This window comes from Sphaerisporangium sp. NPDC005288, assembly GCF_040607475.1.
In the GTDB taxonomy this organism is placed as follows: domain Bacteria; phylum Actinomycetota; class Actinomycetes; order Streptosporangiales; family Streptosporangiaceae; genus Sphaerisporangium; species Sphaerisporangium rhizosphaerae.
Genome location: NZ_JBEXGT010000006.1, coordinates 24,992 through 47,309, shown reverse-complemented (window position 1 = coordinate 47,309; position 22,318 = coordinate 24,992). Strand labels below are relative to the sequence as shown.

Genomic DNA, 22,318 nt, shown 5'->3' with positions numbered 1-22,318 from the left:
AACCTCCCTTAACCCTGTACGGCGGCCATGACCGCCTGGTCGATGTCCCTGCCCTCGGCGCGCGCGGCCTCCTGCGCCAGCAGGACCCGCTTGTAGTCCACCGGCATGATCTTGCCGAAGCGGGTGAGCGTGCCGTCCCAGTCGTCCAGCAGCGTCTTGGCGACCGTCGAGCCCGTCTCGGCGAGGTGGCGCTCAACGACGTCGCGCAGGAACTCCGAGTCCTCCTCGGTGAGCTCCTCGATGGCGACCATCTCGCGGTTGACCCGCTCGGCGTCGAGGTCGAGCACGTAGGCGATGCCGCCGGACATGCCGGCCGCGAAGTTGCGCCCGGTCGGGCCGAGCACGACCACCCGGCCGCCGGTCATGTACTCACAGCCGTGGTCGCCCACGCCCTCCACGACGGCGGTGGCGCCGGAGTTGCGCACGCAGAACCGCTCGCCGACGACGCCGCTGATGAACACCTCGCCGGAGGTCGCCCCGTACAGGCCGACGTTGCCGGCGATCACCTGGGTCTCGGCGCTGAACGGCGCGTCCGGGTGCGGGCGCACGGTCACCCGTCCGCCCGACAGCCCCTTGGCCAGGTAGTCGTTGGCGTCGCCGGTGAGCCGCAGGGTGACTCCCCTGGGCACGAAGGCCCCGAGGGAGTTGCCCGCCGAGCCGGTGAAGCTCACGTCGATGGTGTTGTCGGGCAGGCCGGCACCGCCGTGCCGCTTGGTCACCTGGTGGCCGAGCATGGTGCCGACCGTGCGGTTGACGTTGCGGATGGGCAGCTCCAGCGTCACCCGCTCGCCGAACTGCAGCGCGCCCTCGGCGAGCTGGATCAGCGTGTTGTCCAGCGCCCTGTCCAGGCCGTGGTCCTGCTCGACCACGCGCCGCAGCGGCGTGCCCTCCGGCAGGGAAGGCACGTGCAGGATCGGCGACAGGTCGAGGCCCGCGGCCTTCCAGTGGTCCTCGGCGGCGGTGGTGTCCAGCATCTCGGCGTGGCCGACGGCCTCGTCGATCGAGCGGAAGCCGAGCGCCGCCAGATACTCGCGGACCTCCTCGGCGATGAACTCGAAGAAGTTGACCACGAACTCGGGCTTGCCGGCGAACCGCTTGCGCAGCTCGGGGTTCTGGGTGGCGACGCCGACCGGGCAGGTGTCCAGGTGGCAGACGCGCATCATGACGCAGCCGGAGACCACCAGCGGCGCGGTGGCGAAGCCGAACTCCTCGGCGCCGAGCAGCGCGGCGACCACCACGTCCCGGCCGGTCTTGAGCTGGCCGTCGGCCTGTACGACGATGCGGTCGCGAAGGCCGTTGAGCAGCAGCGTCTGCTGGGTCTCGGCCAGGCCGAGCTCCCAGGGGGCGCCCGCGTGCTTGATCGAGGTGAGCGGCGAGGCGCCGGTGCCGCCGTCGTGGCCGGAGATGAGCACCACGTCGGCGTGCGCCTTGCTGACCCCGGCCGCGACCGTCCCGACCCCGACCTCCGCGACGAGCTTCACGTGCACGCGCGCCGTGGGGTTGCTGTTCTTCAGGTCGTGGATGAGCTGGGCCAGGTCCTCGATGGAGTAGATGTCGTGGTGCGGCGGCGGCGAGATCAGACCGACGCCCGGCGTGGAGTGCCGGGTCTTGGCGATCCACGGGTAGACCTTGTGGCCGGGCAGCTGGCCGCCCTCGCCCGGCTTGGCGCCCTGGGCCATCTTGATCTGCAGGTCGTCGGCGTTGACCAGGTACTCGCTGGTCACGCCGAACCGGCCGGAGGCCACCTGCTTGATGGCGCTGCGGCGCGTCGCGTCGTACAGCCGCTCGGGGTCCTCGCCGCCCTCGCCGGTGTTGGACTTGGCGCCCAGCCGGTTCATCGCGATCGCGATGGTCTCGTGGGCCTCCTTGGAGATCGACCCGTAGGACATCGCGCCGGTGGAGAATCGCCGGACGATCGCCGAGACCGGCTCGACCTCCTCGATCGGCACCGGCGGGCGCACGCCCTCGCGCAGCCTGAACAGCCCGCGCAGGGTCATGAGCTTCTCGGCCTGGGTGTCGACCAGCTCGGTGTACTGCTTGAAGATCTCGTACCGGCGGGTGCGGGTGGCGTGCTGGAGCCGGAAGACGGTGTCGGGGTTGAACAGGTGCGGCTCGCCCTCGCGGCGCCACTGGTACTCCCCGCCGACCTCCAGGCGGCGGTGGGGGTTCTCGGCGCGCGGGTAGGCCCGCTGGTGGCGCAGCGCGGCCTCCTTGGCGAGCACGTCGAAGCCGACGCCGCCCAGCCGGGAGGTGGTGCCCGCGAAGCAGGCGTCGATGACCTCCTGGCTCAGCCCGAGCGCCTCGAAGATCTGCGCGCCGGTGTAGGAGGCGACCGTGGACACGCCCATCTTGGACATGATCTTCAGGACGCCCTTGCCGTACGCCTTGATCAGGTTGCGCACCGCGGCGCGCGGCTCCAGGGCCAGCGCCCCGGAGGCGATCAGGTCCTCGATGGTCTCGATCGCCAGGTAGGGGTTGACCGCCGAGGCGCCGTAGCCGATGAGCAGCGCCATGTGGTGGGCCTCGCGGGCCTCCCCGGTCTCGACGACCAGGCCGACGCGGGTGCGCGACTTCTCGTGGATCAGGTGGTGGTGCACCGCGCCGGTGAGCAGCAGCGACGGGATCGGCGCCAGGCGGGCGTCGGAGCCGCGGTCCGACAGCACGATGGTGCGCGAGCCGTCCGCGATGGCCCGCGACACCTCGGCGCAGATCTCCTCGAGGCGGTGCAGCAGCGCCTCGCCGCCGCCCGCGACCTCGAACAGGCCGGAGACGACGTGCGGCTGGAAGCCGGGCAGCGCGCCCTCGTCGTTGATGTGGATGATCTTGGCGAGCTCGTCGTTGTCGACCACCGGGTAGGGCAGGACGAGCCGGCGGCAGGACGCCGGGTCCGGCGCGAGCAGGTTGCCCTCGGGGCCGATGGTCGTCTGCAGCGAGGTGACCAACTCTTCGCGGATCGCGTCCAGCGGCGGGTTGGTGACCTGGGCGAACAACTGGCTGAAGTAGTCGAACAGCAGCCGGGGCTTTTCGCTCAGCACGGCGACCGGGCTGTCGGTGCCCATCGAGCCGATCGGCTCGGCGCCGGCCTTGGCCATCGGGGCCAGGATGACGCGCAGCTCCTCCTCGGTGTAACCGAAGGTCTGCTGGCGCTTGACCAGGGCCTCGTGGGTGACGATCGGGCGCTGGCGCTCGGGCAGCTCCTCGAAGCGGATCAGCCCGGCGTGCAGCCAGTCGCCGTAGGGGTGGGCGGCGGCCAGCTCGGCCTTGATCTCGTCGTCTTCGATGATCTTGCCGCGCGAGGTGTCGACCAGGAACATCTTGCCCGGCTGGAGGCGGCCCTTGCGCACGACCCTGGACGGCTCGATGTCCAGCACGCCGGCCTCCGAGGCCAGCACGACCAGGCCGTCGTCGGTCACCCAGAAGCGTCCCGGGCGCAGGCCGTTGCGGTCGAGGACCGCGCCGACCAGGGTGCCGTCGCTGAAGGTGATCGACGCGGGGCCGTCCCACGCCTCCATCGAGGTGGAGTGGTACTCGTAGAAGGCGCGCCGCGCCGGATCCATCTCGGTGTGGTTCTCCCACGCCTCGGGGATCATCATCAGCACCGCGTGCGGCAGGCTCCGGCCGCCCAGGTGCAGCAGCTCCAGGCACTCGTCGAAGGAGGCGGTGTCGGAGCCGTCGGGGTCGCAGATCGGGAACAGCCGCGTCAGGTCGCCGGGGATCAGGTCGGTGGCCAGCATCGCCTCGCGGGCCCGCATCCAGTTGCGGTTGCCCTTGACGGTGTTGATCTCGCCGTTGTGCGCGACGTACCGGTAGGGGTGGGCCAGCGGCCACGACGGGAAGGTGTTGGTCGAGAACCGCGAGTGCACCAGGGCGATCGCGCTGACGAACCTCTCGTCGGACAGGTCGGGGAAGAACGGCTCGAGCTGCGGGGTGGTCAGCATGCCCTTGTAGACGATGGTGCGCGAGGACAGCGAGGGGAAGTAGACGTCCACCTCGTGCTCGGCCCGCTTGCGCAGGCAGAAGGCCAGCCGGTCCAGCTCCAGACCGGACTCGCCGTTCGGGGAGGACACGAACAGCTGCCGGAAGGTCGGCATGACCGCGCGGGCGCTCGGCCCGGCGTGGGCGGTGTCGATCGGCACCTCGCGCCAGCCGTGGACGGTCAGTCCCTCCTCGGCGGCGATCTCCTCGATCATGCGGACGGCGGTCGCGCGGGCCTGCTCGTCCATCGGCAGGTAGGCGACGCCGGCGGCGTAGGAACCGGCCGGGGGAAGGGGGAAGTCCACCGCGTCACGGAGGAACGCGTCAGGTATTTGGGTGAGAATCCCCGCGCCGTCACCGGTGTCTGGTTCGCTACCCTTGGCCCCTCGGTGGTCCAGGTTGCAGAGTGCCGTCAGGGCCTTGGCGACGATGTCGTGGCTTCGGCGCCCGGCGACGTCCGCGACCATCGCCACACCACAGGCGTCGTGCTCCTGCGAGGGGTGATATAGGCCCTGGGGCTCGGGGAACCCGAGGCGGGCAGCAGGCATTGAATCCCTCCCGTCGTCTTCGTCTGCTTCGTCTTGATTGGCGATTGCAGGCAAGAGGGACGACGTTGGCCCTGCTGCTGTTAGGTGTGTAGAGACTACCGCACCCTGCCGGAATAGTGCCCACCCGGTGGGAATCGCGAACATTCACCATGTGGGGGCACTGCGATGTGCCCGCTGCCGTGCGTCCCCGGCCGCAGTGAAGGAACGCCGGAAAAATGGACGTTATTCCAGGTGAAGGCCCCGGTAAGGGTTCTGTAACCGGTCAGGCGAGAGTCAAGTTTCCCTACGGTCCCCACTCCTTATACCATGCTCCACTCACCCCACGCGCCCGGCCGCCCCTTCCCCGCCCCTTCCGGCCGCCGGCCGGCGCCCGGGCGGGTCAGCCGCTCGCGGCCAGGACGCGGCTCTGGACGAAGCCACCCAGCCCCTCCAGCGCCACCTGTGGCAGCGTCAGGTCGGCGCGGCCGGTGTCGCCGACCGGACCCACCCAGTTGACCACGACGAAGTGCCCGAGCGCCCGCACCTCGGCCCTGCTGTGCCCGGCGTCGAACGAGGCGGGCTGGCCCGCGGCGAGCCGCAGGAAGCCCTGGTCCGGCCGGGCGGCCAGCGCGTCCGCCAGCCGGTCCGCCGCGGCCGCGTCGGGCATGTCGAACACGGCGTACTGGCCGGACACCCCGCCGTCCGCGCCGGCGAAGCTCGCCCGCACCACCTGTGCGCACCCGGCCGCCGCCGCGGCCGGGCCGCTCCCCCACAGCGCCCGCGAGCAGTCGGCCGACACCGCGACCTGGCCGCGCCGCATGGTCACCCCCGACGCCGAGAGGGCGGCGGCCTGCCCGAACACCTCGGCCTCGCTCAACGGGCGCGGATCGTCGCGCCGGCTCGCTATGGGGGCGTACAACGCGGAGGTGCGCTCGGCGCGGACCCTGCCGGGAACCGGCCCGGTCTCGGGCCGGGTGAGCAGGAACACCGCCGCTCCGGCGCCGGCCAGGACGGCCGCGACCGCCACGGCGATCACCTTACGGCTGGGCATGGGCACGCACCCTACCCGGCCGGCGGCGCCGCGGTCGGGCCCGTGACGGCGACGACGCGACGGTAGATGGCCTTCTCGGCCGCCCGGGCGCCCAGGGCCAGCGAGACGAAGTCGTCCTTGGGCGTGGCCTCCTGGCCGTCGGCCCGCCCGACCCAGACGAACCCGGCGTAGTGCCCCATCGCGTGACCGCTGGCCTCGGAGTAGCCGTCCTGCGGGAACGCCGCCCCCTTGGACTCCAGCGGGCGCACCCAGCCGCCGCCCCGGTAGAGCGTGGTCATCTGCTGCACGAACCCGCCGGCGGCGGCGGCGTCGGCCATGTTGAACAACGTGTACTGGGCGACGTACCGGCGGTCGGCGCTGAGGTAGATGCCGCGCACGGCCTGCGTGCAGCCGGTCTGCCCGAGTTTCGCCAGCACGCCGCCGCCCCACACCGCGGGAGCGCAGGCGCCGTCGAGACGGCGGCCGGCGAGCTTGAGCGTCAGCGTCCCGCTGCGGACGGTCTTGACCGGGAAGACCTCCTCGGCGCGCAGCGGCGCCTGGTCGGCCTTGCGGTCGTCGATCGGCCCGAACAGCTTGGGCGAGGGCCAGGCCTGGTAGTCCTCCGGGCTGAGCAGCCCGATCGCATCGGGCGCGGAGGACTCCTCGGCGGCCGGGGCCGACACGCCGAGGTTGCTGACGACGGCGGTCAGGCCGAAGCCGCCCACCAGCACCGCCACCACCGTGCCGGCGCCGAACAGGATGCGCTGCTGCCGCTGGGTCAGCCCGCGCTCGGACAGGGCGTCCACCTCGAACGAGGCGCGGCGCCGCTTGCTGCGCGTGCTCACTGGGCGCCGTCTCCCGCCGGACCGCTACCGGGCCCCATCTCGGCGTGCCCCCCCGAGAGGCCGCCATGGGTCATCGTGAATTCGCCTCCGACGCCGGTGCCACCGGGGCCGCCGCCGCGCTTTCGCCTTCCCGCGCCGCGTCACCGGACGCGACCGGCGCGCTCTCGCGAGCGCCGGTGGACTCGTCGTCAGCGCTCGTGGACGCCGCGGCCGCGGCGGATGCCCGGCCGCCGGGGGCGTCCGCCGGCGAGGCTGCCTCGCCTCGCTCGCCCGGAGTCGGTGAAGTGGCGTCAGCCCGCTCGCCGGGGGCCGGTGAGGTGGCCTCGGCCCGCTCGTCGGCCGGAGGGTCACCGGCCTCCGGCCTGTCCTTTGCGGGGGCCTCGCCCTCGGCCTGCTCTCCCGGCTCGGCGGAGGAGGACCCGTCGGCCGCGGAGGCGGCGGCGATCTCGTGGTCGTCCGCCTGCGCGGCGTCGTGCGCGGGATCGGCGCCGGCCCCGTGCAGCGGGACGACGATCTCCTCGGTGGTCTTGTTCCTGGTCAGGTAGAGGTAGACCAGGGCGCCGAGGAAGATGACGATGGAGGTCCACTGGTTGAGCCGCAGGCCGAGGATCTGGTGGGCCGGGTCGACCCGCATGCCTTCGATCCAGAAGCGGCCCAGGGTGTAGCCGGCGACGTACACCGCGAACAGCCGGGCGTGACGCAGCGCGTAGCGCCTGCCCGCCCACACCAGCACGCCGGCCAGGGCCAGGTCCCACAGCGACTCGTACAGGAAAGTGGGGTGATAGGTCGACACCCCGGGGATCGTGCCGGGACGGCCCGGATCGATCTCCAGCCCCCAGGGCAGGCTGGTCGGCCCGCCGAACAGCTCCTGGTTGAAGTAGTTGCCCCAGCGGCCGATGGCCTGCGCCACCGCGATGCCCGGCGCGACCGTGTCGGCGACCGCCGACAGCGAGATGCCCCGCCTGCGGCAGGCGATCCACACTCCGACCGCGCCGAGCGCGATGGCGCCCCAGATGCCGAGGCCGCCGTGCCAGATGTACAGCGCGTCGATCGGGCGGTTCGGGGCGTCGTCGGCGAAGTAGAGCTGCCAGTCGCTGATGACGTGGTAGAGCCGGCCGCCGACCAGGCCGAACGGGACGGCCCAGACGGCCAGGTCGGTGATGGTGCCGGGCTCGCCGCCGCGCGCGCGCCAGCGGCGCTCGCCGATCCATACGGCGGCGATGACGCCGAGCACGATGCAGAAAGCGTAGGCGCGCAGAGGGATCGGTCCGAGGTACCAGACCCCTTCTGGCGGGCTGGGAATGGAGGCCAGGGGCATGTCAGGTGACGTTACCGGTTCCGGGCCTACTTCGCGGCATCAAGGATCGCCTTGCGCAGCGAGGAAGGGTTGAAGGAGATACTGATGTCGATCTCCTGGCCGTTCAGCCGCAGCGTCGGGGTGCCCTTCTCGAACGCCTTGGAGTCGGTGGCCTTCTTGTTGAAGTCGGCCTGGGTCTGGGCGTACTTCTGGGTCCTGACGCACTGCTCGAAGCCGGGGTCGGTGACGCCGGCCTCCTTGCCCCACTTGACCAGATCGTCGATGGCGAAGCCCTTCTGGCTCTCGGGGGGCTGCTCCTTGTAGATGCGGTCGTGGAAGGCCATCCACTGCCCGCCCCCGGGCACGCAACGAGCGGCCGCCGAGGCGCGCGTGGTGTTACCGAGCGTCGGCTCCTGGGTGAAGATGTTCACGACGTGGTAGACGACCTTGACCTGGCCGGCCGCCGCCATGTTCTTCACCGTGGCGCTGCTGGTCTGCTCGAACGCCTTGCACGCCGGGCACTGGAAGTCCTCGTAGATGTCGAGGACGGGCTTGGTGACGCCCGGCTTGGCCATGACCGTCGAGCCGTCGGCGGCCAGGCTGATCGGCGCGAGGTCGCCGCTGAGCTTCTCGGACCCGCCCGACTGGACGTACCACCAGCCGCCGCCGACCACGGCGAGCACCACGACCACCGAGGTGATGATGGTCGCCAGACGCCTGCGCTGCTGCTGGGCGCGCTCTTTCTCGCGCTGCGCCTTGATGCGCTCGCGGGCCGAGACCTCCCGCGCGGCCTTTCCCATCAGAGACTCTCCTTCATGTCGGGCCGGTGATCGTCGTCGGTCACGCGGCCTCCCCCGTCGTCCTCGCCGCTCTCGTCGGCGTCCTCGTCGTCGTCGCGGGCCGCCCTGGCCGGCACCAGCCCGAGGGCGGAGTCGAGCGACAGGCGGCCGGGGGCGAACCGGGTGATCCACACCCCCAGCAGGAACAGGCCGCCGTCTCTGAGGATCTCCCAGAAGTAGGAGGGACTCTGCCCGGCGGCCAGCTTGCCGCCGCCCCCGAAGCAGCCGCAGTCGATGCGCAGGCCGCGCGCCCACGCCGAGGCGATGCCGATCACGAAGGCCAGCATGAGCAGCGCGGACACCACGCCCGCCGCGCGCGTGAGCAGCCCGGCGAGCAGTAGCACCCCGACGACGATCTCGACGATCGGCAGGCCGTAGCCCACCGCCGTGGCGACCTGCGCCGGCAGCAGCTCGTAGGCCTGCACCGCCTGGATCGACAGCGCCGGTGTGCCGATCTTGAGCCAGCCGGCGACGATCAGCACGACGGCGACCACCAGCCGCGCGAGCGTCGTCACCCAGGGTACCGCCGGGTGCGCGTTGAGCGACCTCATCGGCGCGGCCTTCCCGACCTCACCAGCATCCTCGTCTCCTTATCCCCACGAGCCGACGCCCGGGACGGGTCACGCCGTGGACGCCCCAGGCGATCGGGGCCGGTCACGACGGCGCGCGGCGGCCTTCCTTGCCGAAGGCTACCGGCTGACCAGCCCATCATGAGGCCGATAAGCACCCGGTAAGCAATCTTCGTCCGTAGACTGCCACACGGCCGTGAGCTCGGGAAACGGACGCATCGCCCTCGCTGGAGGGACGAAAGACCCTTGCCCGGGCAGGCCCGGGCGAACCGACCACGATCCCGCAGCGGATGAGCCGGTCACCTACTCCCCGAGCGGTCGAGCCGGTCAGACGTTCCACAAGCGGTCGAGCCGGTCAGATGTTCTCGCGAACGGACGAACCGCTCAGGCGCTCAGGAGCGGGCGGGCCGGGCAGGCGGGAGCGGGCCGGTCAGGCGCGGACGCCGGTGGCCAGCTCGGCCGCCAGCTCGCGCACCGACGCGAGGCCCGCGGCCTCGTCGGGGGCGTCCAGCAGCCGGCGGATGAACGCCGAGCCCACGATGACGCCGTCGGCGTACCCGGCCACCTCGGCGGCCTGCGCGCCGGTGCCGACGCCGAGACCCACGCACACGGGCAGGCCGGTGTGCGGACGGCAGCGCTTCACCAGGCCCCCGGCGGCGCTGCTCACGCTCGCGCGCGCGCCGGTGACGCCCATGAGCGAGGCGGCGTACACGAAGCCGGTGCAGCACTCGGTGACGGCCTTGATGCGCTCGTCGGGCGAGCTCGGCGCGACGAGGAAGACGGTGTCGATGCCGGCCGCCGCGCTGTACTCGCGCCAGGGCCCGGCCTCCTCGGGAGTGAGGTCGGGGGTGATGGTGCCGGTGCCGCCGGCGTCGGCGAGCTCGCGGGCGAACCGCTCGGCGCCGTAGCGGTCGATCGGGTTCCAGTAGGTCATGACGAGCACCGCGGCGCCGCTCTTGGCCACGCCTTCCACCGTGCGCATCACGTCGGCGATGCGCGTGCCGTTGACCAGGGCGCGGTGCACGGCGTCCTGGATGGTGGGACCGTCCATCAGCGGGTCGGAGTAGGGCAGGCCGATCTCGATGACGTCACAGCCGGCCTCCACCATGGCGGTGGCCGCGGCGATGGCGCCGTCCTTGGTGGGGAAGCCGGCCGGGAGGTACCCGACGAGGGCGGCCCGCTTGTCGGCCCGCGCCTTCTCGAACACCGTCTGAAGAGTCGTCATGTCAGGATGTCCCGCTTACAGGTGTCTGGAGGCCTACAGGTCGAAGTACTTCATGGCGGTGCCCATGTCCTTGTCGCCGCGCCCGGAGAGGTTGACCAGGATGGTCGCCTCCGGGCCGAGCTCGCGGCCGAGCTTGACGACGCCCGCCAGGGCGTGCGCCGACTCGATGGCGGGGATGATGCCTTCGGTGCGCGCGAGCAGCGAGAAGGCCTCCATCGCCTCGTCGTCGGTGATGCCGTGGTAGGTGGCGCGGCCGGTGTCCTTGAGCCAGGCGTGCTCGGGGCCGACGCCGGGGTAGTCCAGGCCCGCCGAGATGGAGTGGGACTCGATGGTCTGGCCCTCGTCGTCCTGCAGGACGTAGGTGCGCGAGCCGTGCAGGACGCCGATGGAGCCCTCGGTGAGGGTGCAGGCGTGCTCGCCGGACTCGACGCCGTGCCCCGCGGCCTCGTAGCCGTGCATGGCGACGCCCTCGTCGCCGATGAAGGCGTGGAACAGGCCGATGGCGTTGGAGCCGCCGCCGACGGCCGCCGCGACGGCGTCGGGCAGGCGGCCGGTGAGGTCGAGCACCTGGCGGCGGGCCTCGACGCCGATGATGCGCGCGAAGTCGCGGACGATCTCGGGGAAGGGGTGGGGGCCGGCGACGGTGCCGAACAGGTAGTGGGTGTCGTCGACGTTGGTCACCCAGTCGCGGAAGGCCTCGTTGATGGCGTCCTTGAGGGTGCGGCTGCCGTTGGCGACCGGGACGACCCGGGCGCCGAGGAGCTTCATGCGGGCGACGTTGAGCGCCTGGCGCTCGCAGTCGACCTCGCCCATGTAGATGACGCACTCGAGGCCGAGCAGCGCGCAGGCGGTGGCGGTGGCGACGCCGTGCTGGCCGGCGCCGGTCTCGGCGATGACGCGGCTCTTGCCGAGGCGCTTGGTGAGCAGGGCCTGGCCGAGCACGTTGTTGATCTTGTGGGCGCCGGTGTGCGTGAGGTCCTCGCGCTTGAGCAGCACGCGGGCGCCGCCGGCCACCTCGCCGAACCGCTTGACCTCGGTGATCGTGGTCGGCCGCCCGGCGTAGGTGCGCAGCAGGTGGTCGAACTCGGCGACGAACGCGGGGTCGTTCTTGGCCTCGGCGTAGACCTTGGCGACCTCGTCGAGGGCGGGGATCAGCGCCTCGGGCACGAACCGGCCGCCGAAGACGCCGAAGCGCCCCCGGGTGTCGGGGTCGTCGCCGGCCACGCCGCCGCCCACGAGGTCGGCGGCGGTGATGATGGGACCTTCTGCGATGGTCACTGCTGCCTCTCGGGTCCGTTGTCGAGTCGCGATGCGGGGTGCGCTCCGGCGGTGACCAGGTCGACCACGGCGGCACGGGGGTCCTTGCCGGTGACCAGGCTCTCGCCGACGAGCACGGCGTCGGCGCCGGCGCGGGCGTAGGCCAGCAGGTCGTGCGGGCCGCGCACGCCGGACTCGGCGATCTTGATGACGCCGTCCGGGATCTTGGGCGCGATCCGGGCGAAGACGTCGCGGTCGACCTCCAGGGTCTTGAGGTTCCGCGCGTTCACTCCGACGATCTTGGCACCGGCTTCCAGCGCCCGGTCGAGCTCGTCTTCAGTATGCACCTCGACGAGCGGCGCCAGGCCGATCGACTCGGCCCTTTCGATCAAAGAGACCAGGGCGTTCTGCTCGAGGGCGGCCACGATCAGCAGCGCGAGGTCGGCGCCGTGCGCCCGGGCCTCCCATAGCTGGTAGGAGCTGACCACGAAGTCCTTGCGCAGGACCGGAATGTCCACCGCCGCGCGGACCGCGGCGAGGTCGTCCAGGCTGCCGCCGAAGCGGCGGCCCTCGGTCAGCACGCTGATGACGTGCGCCCCGCCCGCCTCGTAGTCGCCGGCCAGCGCCGCGGGGTCGGCGATCGCGGCCAGGGCCCCCTTGGAAGGGCTGGACCGCTTGACCTCGGCGATGACGGAGACCTTGTCGCCGCCCAGCGCGGCGTAGGCGTCCCTGGTGGCGGGCGCGCGCTGGGCCCGTTCCTTGAGCTCCGCCAGCGACACGGCCTGCTGCCGGTCGGCGAGGTCGGCCCGCACGCCGTCCAGGATCTCGTCGAGCACGCTCACTTGATCTCCTCGCTTGGCTCGCTCACCCGTACCGGGTCCCTCCGTCGCTGTACCCCCGGGCCGAGGACGGCCTCGCCCCGATCGGCTGATCGGCTCGGAGGCCTGCTTCCTCTCCCGACCTTGCCCTGCCGATGGTATCGGGCTTACCGCCGTCGCCTCGCCACAGGGTGGCGATCGTGAAGCGTCATGGCGCGAGGAACCTGCCGAAAGGCAGATTCCGCACGATCCAGTAGACGATCACCAGCGCGAGGAACGCCCAGATGTAGGCCGGGTGGGCCAGCGTCGTGCGGACCGGCCGCCCCTGCCAGGTGCGCAGAGCCCACCGCCCCCACCAGAACAGCAGGAAAGGGACGGTCGCCACGGCCAGCGGGTTGAGCCCGACGGCCGCCACGACGTCGCCGTGCGCGAGGGCATGGATGGTGCGCAGTGTGCCGCAACCGGGGCAGTACAGCCCGGTGATGAACAGGAAGGGGCAGGTCGGGTAGTGGCCGGCCTGGTTGGGGTCGACCATGCCCACGTAGGTGAACACCGCCCCCGTGAGCGCCGCGGCGCCGAAGGGCGCGAGCATGGACCGCAGGCGGCCCGTGCCGCGCCTCCCGGTGTGTTCCGCGTGCGTCGTCATCAGTAGTTGTAGCCGTGGGTGCTCGCGGTGCTGAAGACCACGGCCAGCAGCAGGAAGTACCCGACGATCACGACGACGTCGACGACGATGCCCCAGATGAGGGCCCGCTTCCACCAGGTCTTCGCCTCTTCGGAGGCGGCGATGGCCCCCTGGTAGTCGCCGACGGCCCACTTGGAGTTGACCTGCGACGACTTGACGATCGAGACGATGCCGAAGGGCAGGCAGCAGAACAGCGTGGTGAGGATCGCCGGGACCAGGTGGTTGTCCGGCGCGGGCGGCCCGCCTCCGTAGGGGCCCTGCCCGTAACCGCCCTGGGGCGGCGGGTATCCGCCCTGCTGACCGTAGCCCTGCTGCCCGTACCCCTGCTGGCCGTAGCCCCCCTGCTGGCCGTATCCCCCGCCTTGCTGTCCGTACCCCGGCTGCTGCTGCCCGTAGCCGCCGTCCTGCTGGCCGTACCCCCCGGAGGGCTGGCCACCGGGCTGCTGAGGGTCGTACCCCTCAGGATTGCCCGGCTGATTCCCGTAGCTCATGGAAGGCTCCTGTGAGTGAAATCGCGTATTGCGCTGCGGCAGCATAGCGACGACCGGTGACGCGCATGGGCGTTGTTCCGCTTTGTGGACAACTTGTCATATTGCGGGGACATCAGGTCAGCCCTGCCGCCCGCCCGGCCCCTCACCCTCGGTCGGATCGACGCCCTGGTCGAGCGCGTCCCACAGCGACCGCTCGGACCTGGCCGGACGCTCTCCACGCTCTCCACGGGCGGCGCCGGCGGCGTCGTCCGGGCGAGGGCCCCGCCGCTCGTACCGCTCGGACATGGCGGGCCAGCGGCCGCCGCGCGCCACCGCGACCGCGCCGGCCGCGGCGAGCGCCAGGCCCCCCGCGGCGGCGGCGACCGGCCACGCGGGCATGGCGGACACCGTCGTCTCGGCCAGGCCGGTCAGCGTGCCGCGCGTCCCCGCGACCTCCACCGCGCGGGAGGGGGAGGCACCCTGCCCGGCGGCCACGGCGGCCGCCGCGCCGAGCAGGGCGATGAGGGCGCCGACGACCCTGCGCCACAGGCCGCGGGTGGCGAGCACGGCGACCACCGCGGCCAGGCAGGCCAGGGCGAGCGGGCTCAGGACGGGCGCCAGGTCTCCGCCGGACAGGGCGACCGTGCCGGAACGGGTGGCGCCGGGAGCGGGCGGGTAGGCGACCTCGGCCCAGATGCGCCCGGAGGCGAGCAGGATGAGCGCCGCCCCAAGGACGCCGGCCGCCACCCAGGCCAGCAGCCCGCGGCGGGTGCCGCCGCGCGCCGCGCCGGTACGGGCGGGGGCCGCGGGCGGGGTCACTGGGGCTCCTGGACCCGCAGCACGTCGGCGTCGAAGCAGGTGCGGTCGCCGGTGTGGCAGGCCGCCCCCACCTGGTCGACCTGGAGCAGGATGGTGTCGCCGTCGCAGTCGAGGGCCACGTGCCTGACGTGCTGGACGTGGCCGGAGGTCTCGCCCTTGACCCAGTAGGAGCGGCGGCTGCGCGACCAGTAGGTCGCCCGGCCGGTGGTGAGCGTGCGGTGCAGCGCCTCGTCGTCCATCCAGGCCAGCATCAGCACCTCGCCGGTGCCGTGCTGCTGGACCACCGCGGGCACCAGCCCGTCCGCCGTGCGCTTGAGGCGGTCGGCGATCTTCTGCTCAAGAGGCATGGGGCAATTCTGCCGCAACCCCCCGCAGGGGCAGGTCACCGCAGGGGTATGCCGCGCCGGGGTCGAGGCCGCTCTCCCTATGCCTCTGGCCCGGTTCATAACAGCGATACCGGTTTGTGCTTCACCGCGAACCCCCGACTCCATATGTTTCCGACACGCCAGACCAGAACGTGGCGGTGCGGCTGCGCGGCCTTCGCAAGAACTTCGGCGCGGTGGAGGCGGTCGCCGGGGTCGACCTCGACATCGCCGACGGCGAGTTCTTCGCGATGCTCGGCCCGTCGGGGTCGGGCAAGACCACCGTGCTGCGCATGATCGCGGGCTTCGAGTCGCCCACGTCCGGCACCGTCGAACTGGGCGGGCGCGAGGTCACCCGCCTGGCCCCCTTCGAGCGGGACGTCAACACCGTCTTCCAGGACTACGCGCTGTTCCCGCACATGAGCGTGCTGCAGAACGTCGAGTACGGCCTGCGGGTGAAGAGGGTCCCGAAGGGCGAGCGGCGCGAGCGGGCCGCCGAGGCGCTGGCCGCGGTGCGCCTGCCGGGGTTCGAAGGACGGCGGCCCTCCCAGCTCTCGGGCGGGCAGCGCCAGCGGGTCGCGCTCGCCAGGGCGCTGGTCAACCGGCCGCGGGTGCTGCTGCTGGACGAGCCCCTCGGCGCCCTGGACCTCAAGCTGCGTGAGGAGATGCAGGTCGAGTTGAAGCAGATCCAGCGCCAGGTCGGCATCACCTTCCTGTTCGTCACCCACGACCAGGAGGAGGCCCTCACCATGAGCGACCGTGTCGCGGTGTTCGACCGGGGCCGCGTCGAGCAGGTCGGCACCCCCGCCGAGGTGTACGAGCGGCCCTCCACGCCGTTCGTGGCGGGGTTCGTCGGCACCTCCAACCTGATCTCCGGCGAGGCGGCGGAATCGGTGCTCGGCAAGGAAGGCACCTACAGCGTCCGCCCCGAGAAGCTGCGCCTGGTGCTCGACGTGGACGCCCCCGTCGGCGGCGAGGAGCACAGCGCCACCGGCACGATCGCCGAGGTCGTGTACGCCGGGGCCTCGACCAGGTTCCTCGTCGACCTCGACGCCGGGGGGCGGCTCATCGTCCTGCAGCAGAACCTGGAGGTCTCCTCCATGGAGGTCACCGGGCTGCGCGGCGGCCGCGTGCGGCTGGTCTGGAACCGCCGCCACGAGTTCGCCATCGCTCCCTGACCCGCCCGTCCGACCCCTAGGAGGGACACCATGCGGTCCACCCGACTCGCGATCGCCGCCGCCGCGCTCGCCCTGGCCGCCGCTGCCTGCGGCGGCGCATCCTCCGGTGGCGGCGCCTCCGGAGGCACGGCCGCCCCCGGCCGGAGCGGGTTCACCCCGCCCAAGATCGAGGCGCTCGGGAGCCTGGGCGCCGGCGAGGGCCAGGTCAACCTGGTGGCCTGGGCCGGCTACGCCGAGGACGGCTCCAACGACCCCAAGGTCGACTGGGTCCACCCCTTCGAGAAGGCCACCGGCTGCAAGGTCGACACCAAGACCGCCGGCACCTCCGACGAGATGGTGAACCTGATGAAGACCGGCGAGTACGACGCCGTGTCCGCCTCCGGGGACGCGTCGCTGCGCCTGATCGCCTCCGGCACGGTCGCGCCGGTCAACACCGACCTGGTGCCCAACTACAAGGACGTCTTCGACGGTCTCAAGCTCAAGCCGTGGAACTCGGTCGGCGGGGTGGCCTACGGCGTGCCGCACGGCCGCGGCGCCAACCTGCTGATGTGGCGCACCGACAAGGTGAACCCGGCGCCGGACTCATGGGGCGTGGTGTTCGACCCGGCCTCCCCCTACAAGGGCAGGCTGACGGCCTACGACTCCCCCATCTACATCGCCGACGCGGCCCTGTACCTGATGGCCACCAAGCCCGGCCTCGGCATCAAGGACCCCTACGCCCTTGACGACGAGCAGTTCCAGGCGGCCGTCGACCTGCTCAAGCAGCAGAAGCAGAACATCGGCGAGTACTGGTCGGACTACACCAAGGCCGTACAGGCGTTCAAGAGCGGCGACACTGTGGCGGGCACGACCTGGCAGGTCATCGCCAACCTGGTCAAGGCCGACAAGGCGCCGGTCGAGGCGATCCTGCCCAAGGAGGGCGCCACCGGCTGGTCGGACACCTGGATGGTCGCAGCCAAGGCCGAGCACCCCAACTGCGCCTACAAGTGGCTCGACTGGATCATCTCGCCGAAGGCCAACGCCCAGGTCGCCGAGTGGTTCGGCGAGGCGCCCTCCAACGCCGAGGCGTGCGGGCAGACCTCCGACAAGACCTTCTGCGAGACCTACCACGCCACCGACGAGTCCTACTTCTCCAAGGTCCACTACTGGACGACCCCGATCGCCCAGTGCCTGGACGGCCGCACGGACGTCACGTGCAAGGACTACTCGGAGTGGACCCGGGCCTGGACGGAGATCAAGGGGTGACGACCTCGGCATCGGGGGCATCGGGGGCGCCGGCCGCGCCGGCGTCCCCGTCCGGGCGGGCCGGACCCGGGGCGGCGCGGCAGGGACGGCCCGGCCCGCGCCGCAGGCTCGCCGCCGCGCTCCACCGGCACGCCGGCGTGCGGCTGTCGCTGCTGCTGTCGGCGCCGCTGGCCTGGCTCGGCGTCGCCTACCTCGGCGCGCTGGCCGCGCTGTTCGTCACCGCGTTCTGGAGCACCGACGCCTTCACCGGCGACCTGGTCAGGACCTTCACCTGGGCCAACTTCCACGACGTTCTGACGGTCGAGGTCTACAGGACCGTCGCCCTGCGGTCGGTGGGCGTGGCGGTGGCGGTGACGCTGATCGACGTCGCGATCGCCTTCCCGATGGCGTTCGCGATGGCCAAGCTCGCCTCGCCGCGCGCCCAGCGCTGGCTGGTCATCGCCGTGCTGACGCCACTGTGGGCGTCCTACCTGGTCAAGGCGTACGCCTGGCGGGTCATGCTGTCCGGAGGCGGCCTGCTCGGCTGGGGGTACGGGCTGACGGCCACCATCGCGACCCTGGCCTACCTGTGGCTGCCGTACATGATCCTGCCGATCTACGCGGGGCTGGAGCGGCTGCCGGACTCGCTGCTGGAGGCGGCGGGCGACCTCGGCGCGCGGGGATGGCGCGTGTTCCGCACGGTCGTGTGGCCGCTCGCCTTCCCCGCGATCGTGGCCGGCTCGGTGTTCACCTTCTCCCTGTCGCTCGGCGACTACATCGCCGTGAAGATCGTCGGGGGCCGGAGCCAGCTCATCGGCAACGTCGTCTACGACAATGTCGGCGCGGCGAACAACCTCCCCTTCGCCGCCGCGGTCGCCACGGTCCCCGTCGTGATCATGCTGGTGTACCTGGCGGCCGTCCGCCGCACCGGGGCGCTGGAGAACCTGTGACCGGCGCGCCCCCCGTGACCCCGTCCCGCCCCGCGAACCCCCCGGCCAGGAGGCTCCGGTGAACCTGTCCCGAACGGCGCGGCTGGCGCTGCGCGCGGCGCTGGCGCTCGGGCTCGGCGTCATCTACGTGCCGCTGGCGATCGTGCTGCTGAACTCCTTCAACTCCGACCGGACCTTCGCCTGGCCGCCGGCCGGGTTCACCACGCGGTGGTGGGGCATCGCCTGGGACTCCTCGGGCGTGCGCGACGCGCTGTGGACCTCGGTGCGGGCCGGGCTGGGCGCGACGGCGATCGCGCTGGTGCTCGGCACGATGGCGGCCTTCGCCGTGCAGCGCCACCGGTTCTTCGGCCGGGACGCCGTCTCGCTGCTCATCGTGCTGCCGATCGCGCTGCCGGGCATCGTGACCGGCATCGCGCTCAACAACGCCTTCCGCACGATCCTCGAGCCCTTCGGCGTCGGGCTCGGCATGTTCACCGTGATCGTGGGCCACGCGACGTTCTGCGTGGTGACCGTGCACAACAACGTGCTGGCGCGGCTGCGGCGGACCGGGCTGAACATGGAGGAAGCCTCGGCCGACCTGGGAGCGGACACCTTCACGACCTTCCGCCTGGTCACCTTCCCGATGATGCGCTCGGCGCTGCTGGCGGGCGGCCTTCTGGCCTTCGCGCTGTCGTTCGACGAGATCATCGTGACGACGTTCACCGCCGGGGCGGGGGTGAGGACGCTGCCGATCTGGATCTTCGAGAACCTGTTCCGCCCGAACCAGGCGCCGGTGGTCAACGTCGTCGCCGCCGCGCTCATCGTGCTGTCGGTGGTCCCCATCTACCTGGCCCAGCGCCTGTCGGGCACGGCCGGCACGCACTGACGGCGGCCTGTCCGCACCCCGAGGGCGTTCCGGCCGGCGCCCGGCGCCCGCCCGCGCGCGCCGGGCGGGCCACGGGCGAGCAACATCACGCAACATGGGGGAACCGCGCGCGGCGTTCACGCTACGGTCGTCGAGTCGGCGACGTCACCCGGTCCACGCTCCGGAGAGGTGGCCTCCCATGCCTCCCCCGCGCATCACCGAAGCCAAGGGAATCCTCGCCGCGCGGCTGCGCGAGATCCGCAGCGAGGCCGGCATGACCGGGCGGCTCCTGGCCTCCCAGGCGGGCTGGCATTACTCCAAGGTGTCCAAGATCGAGAACGCGGCGCAGATGCCCAACGAGACCGACATCCGGGTCTGGTGCCGGATATGCGACGCCGAGGAGTACGTGGTGGACCTGATCGCCGCCGTTCGCAACATCGACTCCATGTACACCGAGTGGCGGCGCCTGGAGTCCACCGGGCTGCGCCACGTGCAGGAGTCCTTCCAGCCGCTCTACCGCGACACCCAGCAGTTCCGGGTCTTCCAGCACTCCGCGGTCCCCGGCCTGCTGCAGACCCCCGGCTACGCCCGCGCGCACCTGCGGGCGGTCATCGACTTCCGCGGCATCCCCGACGACCTGGACGACGCGGTGGCGGCGCGGCTGGCGCAGCAGCAGGTGCTGTCGGCCGGCGGCAAGCGGTTCATGTTCATCGTCGGCGAGCAGGCGCTGCGCACCCGGGTGTGCGGGGTCGAGGGCATGCTTGAGCAGCTCGACCGGCTGGCGGGGCTGACGGCCAACACCCCGCAGCTCAGTTTCGGCGTCATCCCCGCCACCGCCCGTCCGGCGATCCTGCCGCCGGAGAATTTCTGGATCTACGACGCCACGCAAGTCAGGGTGGACACCATCCCCGGCCAGTACCGCATCAAGATCCCCAGCGACGTCGCCCTGTACGAAAGGGCCTTCGCCCGCCTGTCCGAGACGGCCGTCTACGGCCAGGCCGCGCGCGAGCTGGTCCAGGCGGAGGCGGAACGCCTGCGAGGAACATGAAGCAACATCGTTGAACCGCCCGCCGGCGGTCGCCTAGCGTCACCAGGGACGCACTCCGTGGTGACGCGGGGCACGCCCCCGTCTCGCACGTCCACCTCCGCCCGGACGGAGATCACGCCCATGGCGACCGCGGACAAGGTGATGAGCGCCGCTACGGCGGCCGACCACCTCAGACGGCTCGGCGACCTGCTGCGCGCGCGCGGCCTGCACGTGCGCGTCGGGGTGACCCGCGGCGGGGTGCCCCAGCTCATCGTGGTCAGCACCTCGGTGCCCACGCTCTCGGAGGTCATCTTCGCGGCCCGGGCCGAGGAGAGCTGGTGGTTCTGGTGGGCCTGGGCCGAGCGCATCGCCCCCGTGGACGACCCCCAGACGGCGGCCACGCACGTCTGCCAGGCCCTGCGCCCGGCCCCCCGCCACGACCGCTGAGACCGCGGCGGCACGCCAGGCGAGCCGCCGGGATCACCGGAAGGTCACCGCCGGGCCGGTGAGGCGGTGCGACCGCTGAGGTCGCCCGGACGCGGCGCGGCGGGCGGCGTCCGGGGTCAGGAGGTGCGGGCGGCGGAGGTCCAGGAGGCGTACAGGTCGGCGTAGACGCCGTCCTGGCGCACCAGCTCGGCGTGCGGGCCGCGCTGGACGATGCGTCCGTGCTCGAACACCAGCACCTCGTCCGCCGCCTCGGCGGTGGACAGGCGGTGGGCGATCGACACGGCCGTGCGGCCACGGGTGACGCCGTCGAGCGCGCGGGCCAGCCGCACCTCCGTCGCCGGGTCCACCGCGGAGGTGGCCTCGTCCAGCAGCAGCAGGTCGGGGTCGGCCAGGTAGGCCCGCGCCAGGGCGACGAGCTGGCGCTCCCCGGCCGACAGCGACTCGCCGCGCTGGCCGACCGAGGTGGCCAGGCCCGCGGGCAGGCCCTCCAGCCAGTCGGTCAGGCCCAGTTCGGTGATGGCCAGGGCGATGTCGGCGTCGGTGGCCGAGGGGCGGCCATAGCGGATGTTGTCGGCGAGCGTGCCGTCGAACAGGAACCCGTCCTGCGGAACCATGACGATGCGCTCGCGCAGCGAGGAGAACCGCACCTTGCGCAGGTCCGCGCCGTCCACCAGGATGCGCCCGGAGGTCGGGTCCATGAGCCGGGTGAGCAGCTTGGCGAAGGTCGTCTTGCCCGAGCCGGTTTCCCCCACGACCGCGACGCGCGTGCGGGGCCCGATCTCGACCGACACCTCGTGCAGCACCCGCGGGCCGTCGGGGTAGTGGAAGCCGACGTCCTGGAAGGACACCGTGATGGGGCCGCGCGGCAGGACCGCGCCCTTGTCCGCGGGGTCGGCGACGTCAGCGGGGGTGTCCAGCACGCCGAGCACCCGCCGCCAGCCGGCGACGGCGTTCTGGGCGTCGTTGAGCACCTCGGTCGCCGTCTGCAGCGGGCTGATGAACAGCGTGATCAGGAACAGGAACGCGACCAGCCGCCCGGCGGAGATGGTGCCGCCCACCCCGAGGTGAACGCCGAGCAGGACCACTCCGGCGATCGCCACCGCGCCCACCAGCTCGGTGGTCGGGAAGGTGAAGGCGATGATCTTCTGCGCGCGGGTCTGCGCCCGCTGGTGCAGGCCGACGGCCTCGTCGATGCGGCGCGCGGTGCGCTCCTCCGACCCGTACGCCCGGATCACCGCGCTGCCCACCACCGACTCGCTGACCGCCGCCAGCATGTCGCCGGTGCGCTCGCGAACCTGGGTGTAGGCGCGGGCCACCAACCTCTGGAACCGCGGCAGCGCGACGGCCATCGGCAGGAAGCAGCCCCAGACGACCAGCGCGAGCTGCCAGGAGTACAGGGCCATCATCACGCTCGCGATGAGCAGCTGACCTACCGAGATGATGACCATGAGGCCACCCCACTGCATGAACGTGCTGATCTGGTCCACGTCGCTGGTGACCCGGGAGACCAGCGCGCCGCGCCGCTCGGTGTTCTGGGTCAGCACCGACAGGTCGTGGACGTGCCGGAACGCCTTGCCCCGCAGCGAGGCCAGCCCCGACTCGGTCGAGCGGTAGAGCCGCACGTTCATCAGGTAGCCGCACAGGGCGGTCAGCAGCACCGCGACGGCGCAGAGCACGACGGCCTTGGTGATGAACGGCATGTCCGGTGACGTGGTGTCCTTCAGGCCGCGGTCGATGACCTGCTGTACCGCGAAGGGGACGATCACCTTGCCGAGCGTGGCGAGCACCGCCAGCAGCAGCGTGACCGGCAGCCCGGTGCGGAACTCCGGCGACAGCGCGAGGCCGCGCCGCAGCGTCGCCAGGGCCGAACGCTCCTCCATGCGCAGCGCGCCGCCCGCCTTCACGGCGGCGGCGCCGCGTTCTTCGACCT

20 protein-coding genes are annotated in these 22,318 nt (G+C 72.1%); 6 read left to right on the top strand and 14 right to left on the bottom strand.

Translation table 11 applies throughout. From position 1 onward, the window contains the following. Positions 1-8: 8 nt before the first annotated feature. From gltB to hisI, 13 genes are all read right to left on the bottom strand, one after another. The gene (gltB, locus tag ABZU32_RS08125; protein ID WP_354918810.1) at positions 9-4,523 is read right to left on the bottom strand and encodes a glutamate synthase large subunit; all 4,515 of its coding nucleotides are present in this window, start codon (positions 4,521-4,523) and stop codon (positions 9-11) included. Positions 4,524-4,902: 379 nt separating this feature from the next. Beyond that, entirely contained in the window at positions 4,903-5,553 is a 651-nt protein-coding gene (locus ABZU32_RS08120) for a hypothetical protein (RefSeq protein ID WP_354846043.1), read from the bottom strand. 11 nt (positions 5,554-5,564) lie between these two features. After that, positions 5,565-6,377 carry a hypothetical protein gene (locus ABZU32_RS08115; RefSeq protein WP_354918807.1) on the bottom strand — a complete coding sequence of 271 codons (813 nt, stop codon included), beginning with the start codon at positions 6,375-6,377 and terminating at the stop codon, positions 5,565-5,567. 70 nt (positions 6,378-6,447) lie between these two features. Further along, entirely contained in the window at positions 6,448-7,695 is a 1,248-nt protein-coding gene (gene lgt, locus ABZU32_RS08110) for a prolipoprotein diacylglyceryl transferase (protein ID WP_354918804.1), read from the bottom strand. A 26-nt stretch (positions 7,696-7,721) separates the two neighbouring features. Further along, positions 7,722-8,474, bottom strand: coding sequence for a thioredoxin domain-containing protein (locus ABZU32_RS08105; RefSeq protein WP_354918800.1), 753 nt, complete (start codon positions 8,472-8,474; stop codon positions 7,722-7,724). Continuing rightward, positions 8,474-9,064, bottom strand: coding sequence for a MauE/DoxX family redox-associated membrane protein (locus ABZU32_RS08100; protein ID WP_354918797.1), 591 nt, complete (start codon positions 9,062-9,064; stop codon positions 8,474-8,476). The genes ABZU32_RS08105 and ABZU32_RS08100 overlap by 1 nt, the downstream gene beginning before the upstream one ends. 448 nt (positions 9,065-9,512) lie before the next feature. Next, the gene (gene trpA / locus ABZU32_RS08095) at positions 9,513-10,307 is read right to left on the bottom strand and encodes a tryptophan synthase subunit alpha (protein WP_354918794.1); all 795 of its coding nucleotides are present in this window, start codon (positions 10,305-10,307) and stop codon (positions 9,513-9,515) included. A gap of 33 nt (positions 10,308-10,340) precedes the next feature. Continuing rightward, positions 10,341-11,531: a tryptophan synthase subunit beta gene (gene trpB, locus ABZU32_RS08090; RefSeq protein ID WP_354919295.1), complete on the bottom strand. Its 1,191-nt coding sequence runs from the start codon at positions 11,529-11,531 to the stop codon at positions 10,341-10,343. Between the two features lie 50 nt (positions 11,532-11,581). Next, the gene (gene trpC, locus ABZU32_RS08085; RefSeq protein WP_354846028.1) at positions 11,582-12,406 is read right to left on the bottom strand and encodes an indole-3-glycerol phosphate synthase TrpC; all 825 of its coding nucleotides are present in this window, start codon (positions 12,404-12,406) and stop codon (positions 11,582-11,584) included. Between the two features lie 184 nt (positions 12,407-12,590). Continuing rightward, complete coding sequence (locus ABZU32_RS08080) at positions 12,591-12,974, bottom strand: DUF2752 domain-containing protein (protein ID WP_354918792.1); 384 nt, start codon at positions 12,972-12,974, stop codon at positions 12,591-12,593. A 53-nt stretch (positions 12,975-13,027) separates the two neighbouring features. Beyond that, positions 13,028-13,558, bottom strand: coding sequence for a CD225/dispanin family protein (locus ABZU32_RS08075; protein ID WP_354846022.1), 531 nt, complete (start codon positions 13,556-13,558; stop codon positions 13,028-13,030). 117 nt (positions 13,559-13,675) lie between these two features. Then, a complete protein-coding gene (locus ABZU32_RS08070; RefSeq protein WP_354918789.1) occupies positions 13,676-14,356 on the bottom strand; it encodes a TIGR02234 family membrane protein in 681 nt (226 codons plus the stop codon). Next, positions 14,353-14,703, bottom strand: a complete 351-nt coding sequence (gene hisI / locus ABZU32_RS08065; protein WP_354846016.1) for a phosphoribosyl-AMP cyclohydrolase — start codon at positions 14,701-14,703, stop codon at positions 14,353-14,355. The genes ABZU32_RS08070 and hisI overlap by 4 nt, the downstream gene beginning before the upstream one ends. A gap of 176 nt (positions 14,704-14,879) precedes the next feature. Between hisI and ABZU32_RS08060 the strand changes: the two genes are divergently transcribed. The 6 genes from ABZU32_RS08060 (at position 14,880) to ABZU32_RS08035 (ending at position 20,388) form a co-directional block, all read left to right on the top strand. Beyond that, on the top strand, positions 14,880-15,896 hold the full coding sequence (locus ABZU32_RS08060; RefSeq protein ID WP_354918786.1) for an ABC transporter ATP-binding protein: 1,017 nt from the start codon (positions 14,880-14,882) through the stop codon (positions 15,894-15,896). Between the two features lie 30 nt (positions 15,897-15,926). After that, positions 15,927-17,141, top strand: a complete 1,215-nt coding sequence (locus tag ABZU32_RS08055; RefSeq protein ID WP_354918783.1) for an ABC transporter substrate-binding protein — start codon at positions 15,927-15,929, stop codon at positions 17,139-17,141. After that, positions 17,138-18,070, top strand: coding sequence for an ABC transporter permease (locus ABZU32_RS08050; RefSeq protein WP_354846008.1), 933 nt, complete (start codon positions 17,138-17,140; stop codon positions 18,068-18,070). The genes ABZU32_RS08055 and ABZU32_RS08050 overlap by 4 nt, the downstream gene beginning before the upstream one ends. Positions 18,071-18,128: 58 nt before the next feature. Further along, positions 18,129-18,935, top strand: coding sequence for an ABC transporter permease (locus ABZU32_RS08045; protein ID WP_354918780.1), 807 nt, complete (start codon positions 18,129-18,131; stop codon positions 18,933-18,935). A 178-nt stretch (positions 18,936-19,113) separates the two neighbouring features. Beyond that, positions 19,114-19,962 (top strand): helix-turn-helix transcriptional regulator, encoded by an 849-nt coding sequence (locus ABZU32_RS08040; RefSeq protein WP_354918777.1) that lies wholly within the window; start codon positions 19,114-19,116, stop codon positions 19,960-19,962. A gap of 120 nt (positions 19,963-20,082) precedes the next feature. After that, positions 20,083-20,388 (top strand): hypothetical protein, encoded by a 306-nt coding sequence (locus ABZU32_RS08035; RefSeq protein ID WP_354845999.1) that lies wholly within the window; start codon positions 20,083-20,085, stop codon positions 20,386-20,388. Positions 20,389-20,504: 116 nt separating this feature from the next. Here ABZU32_RS08035 and ABZU32_RS08030 read toward each other — a convergent pair whose 3' ends face one another. Then, positions 20,505-22,268: an ABC transporter ATP-binding protein gene (locus ABZU32_RS08030; RefSeq protein ID WP_354846482.1), complete on the bottom strand. Its 1,764-nt coding sequence runs from the start codon at positions 22,266-22,268 to the stop codon at positions 20,505-20,507. Positions 22,269-22,318 lie beyond the last annotated feature (50 nt).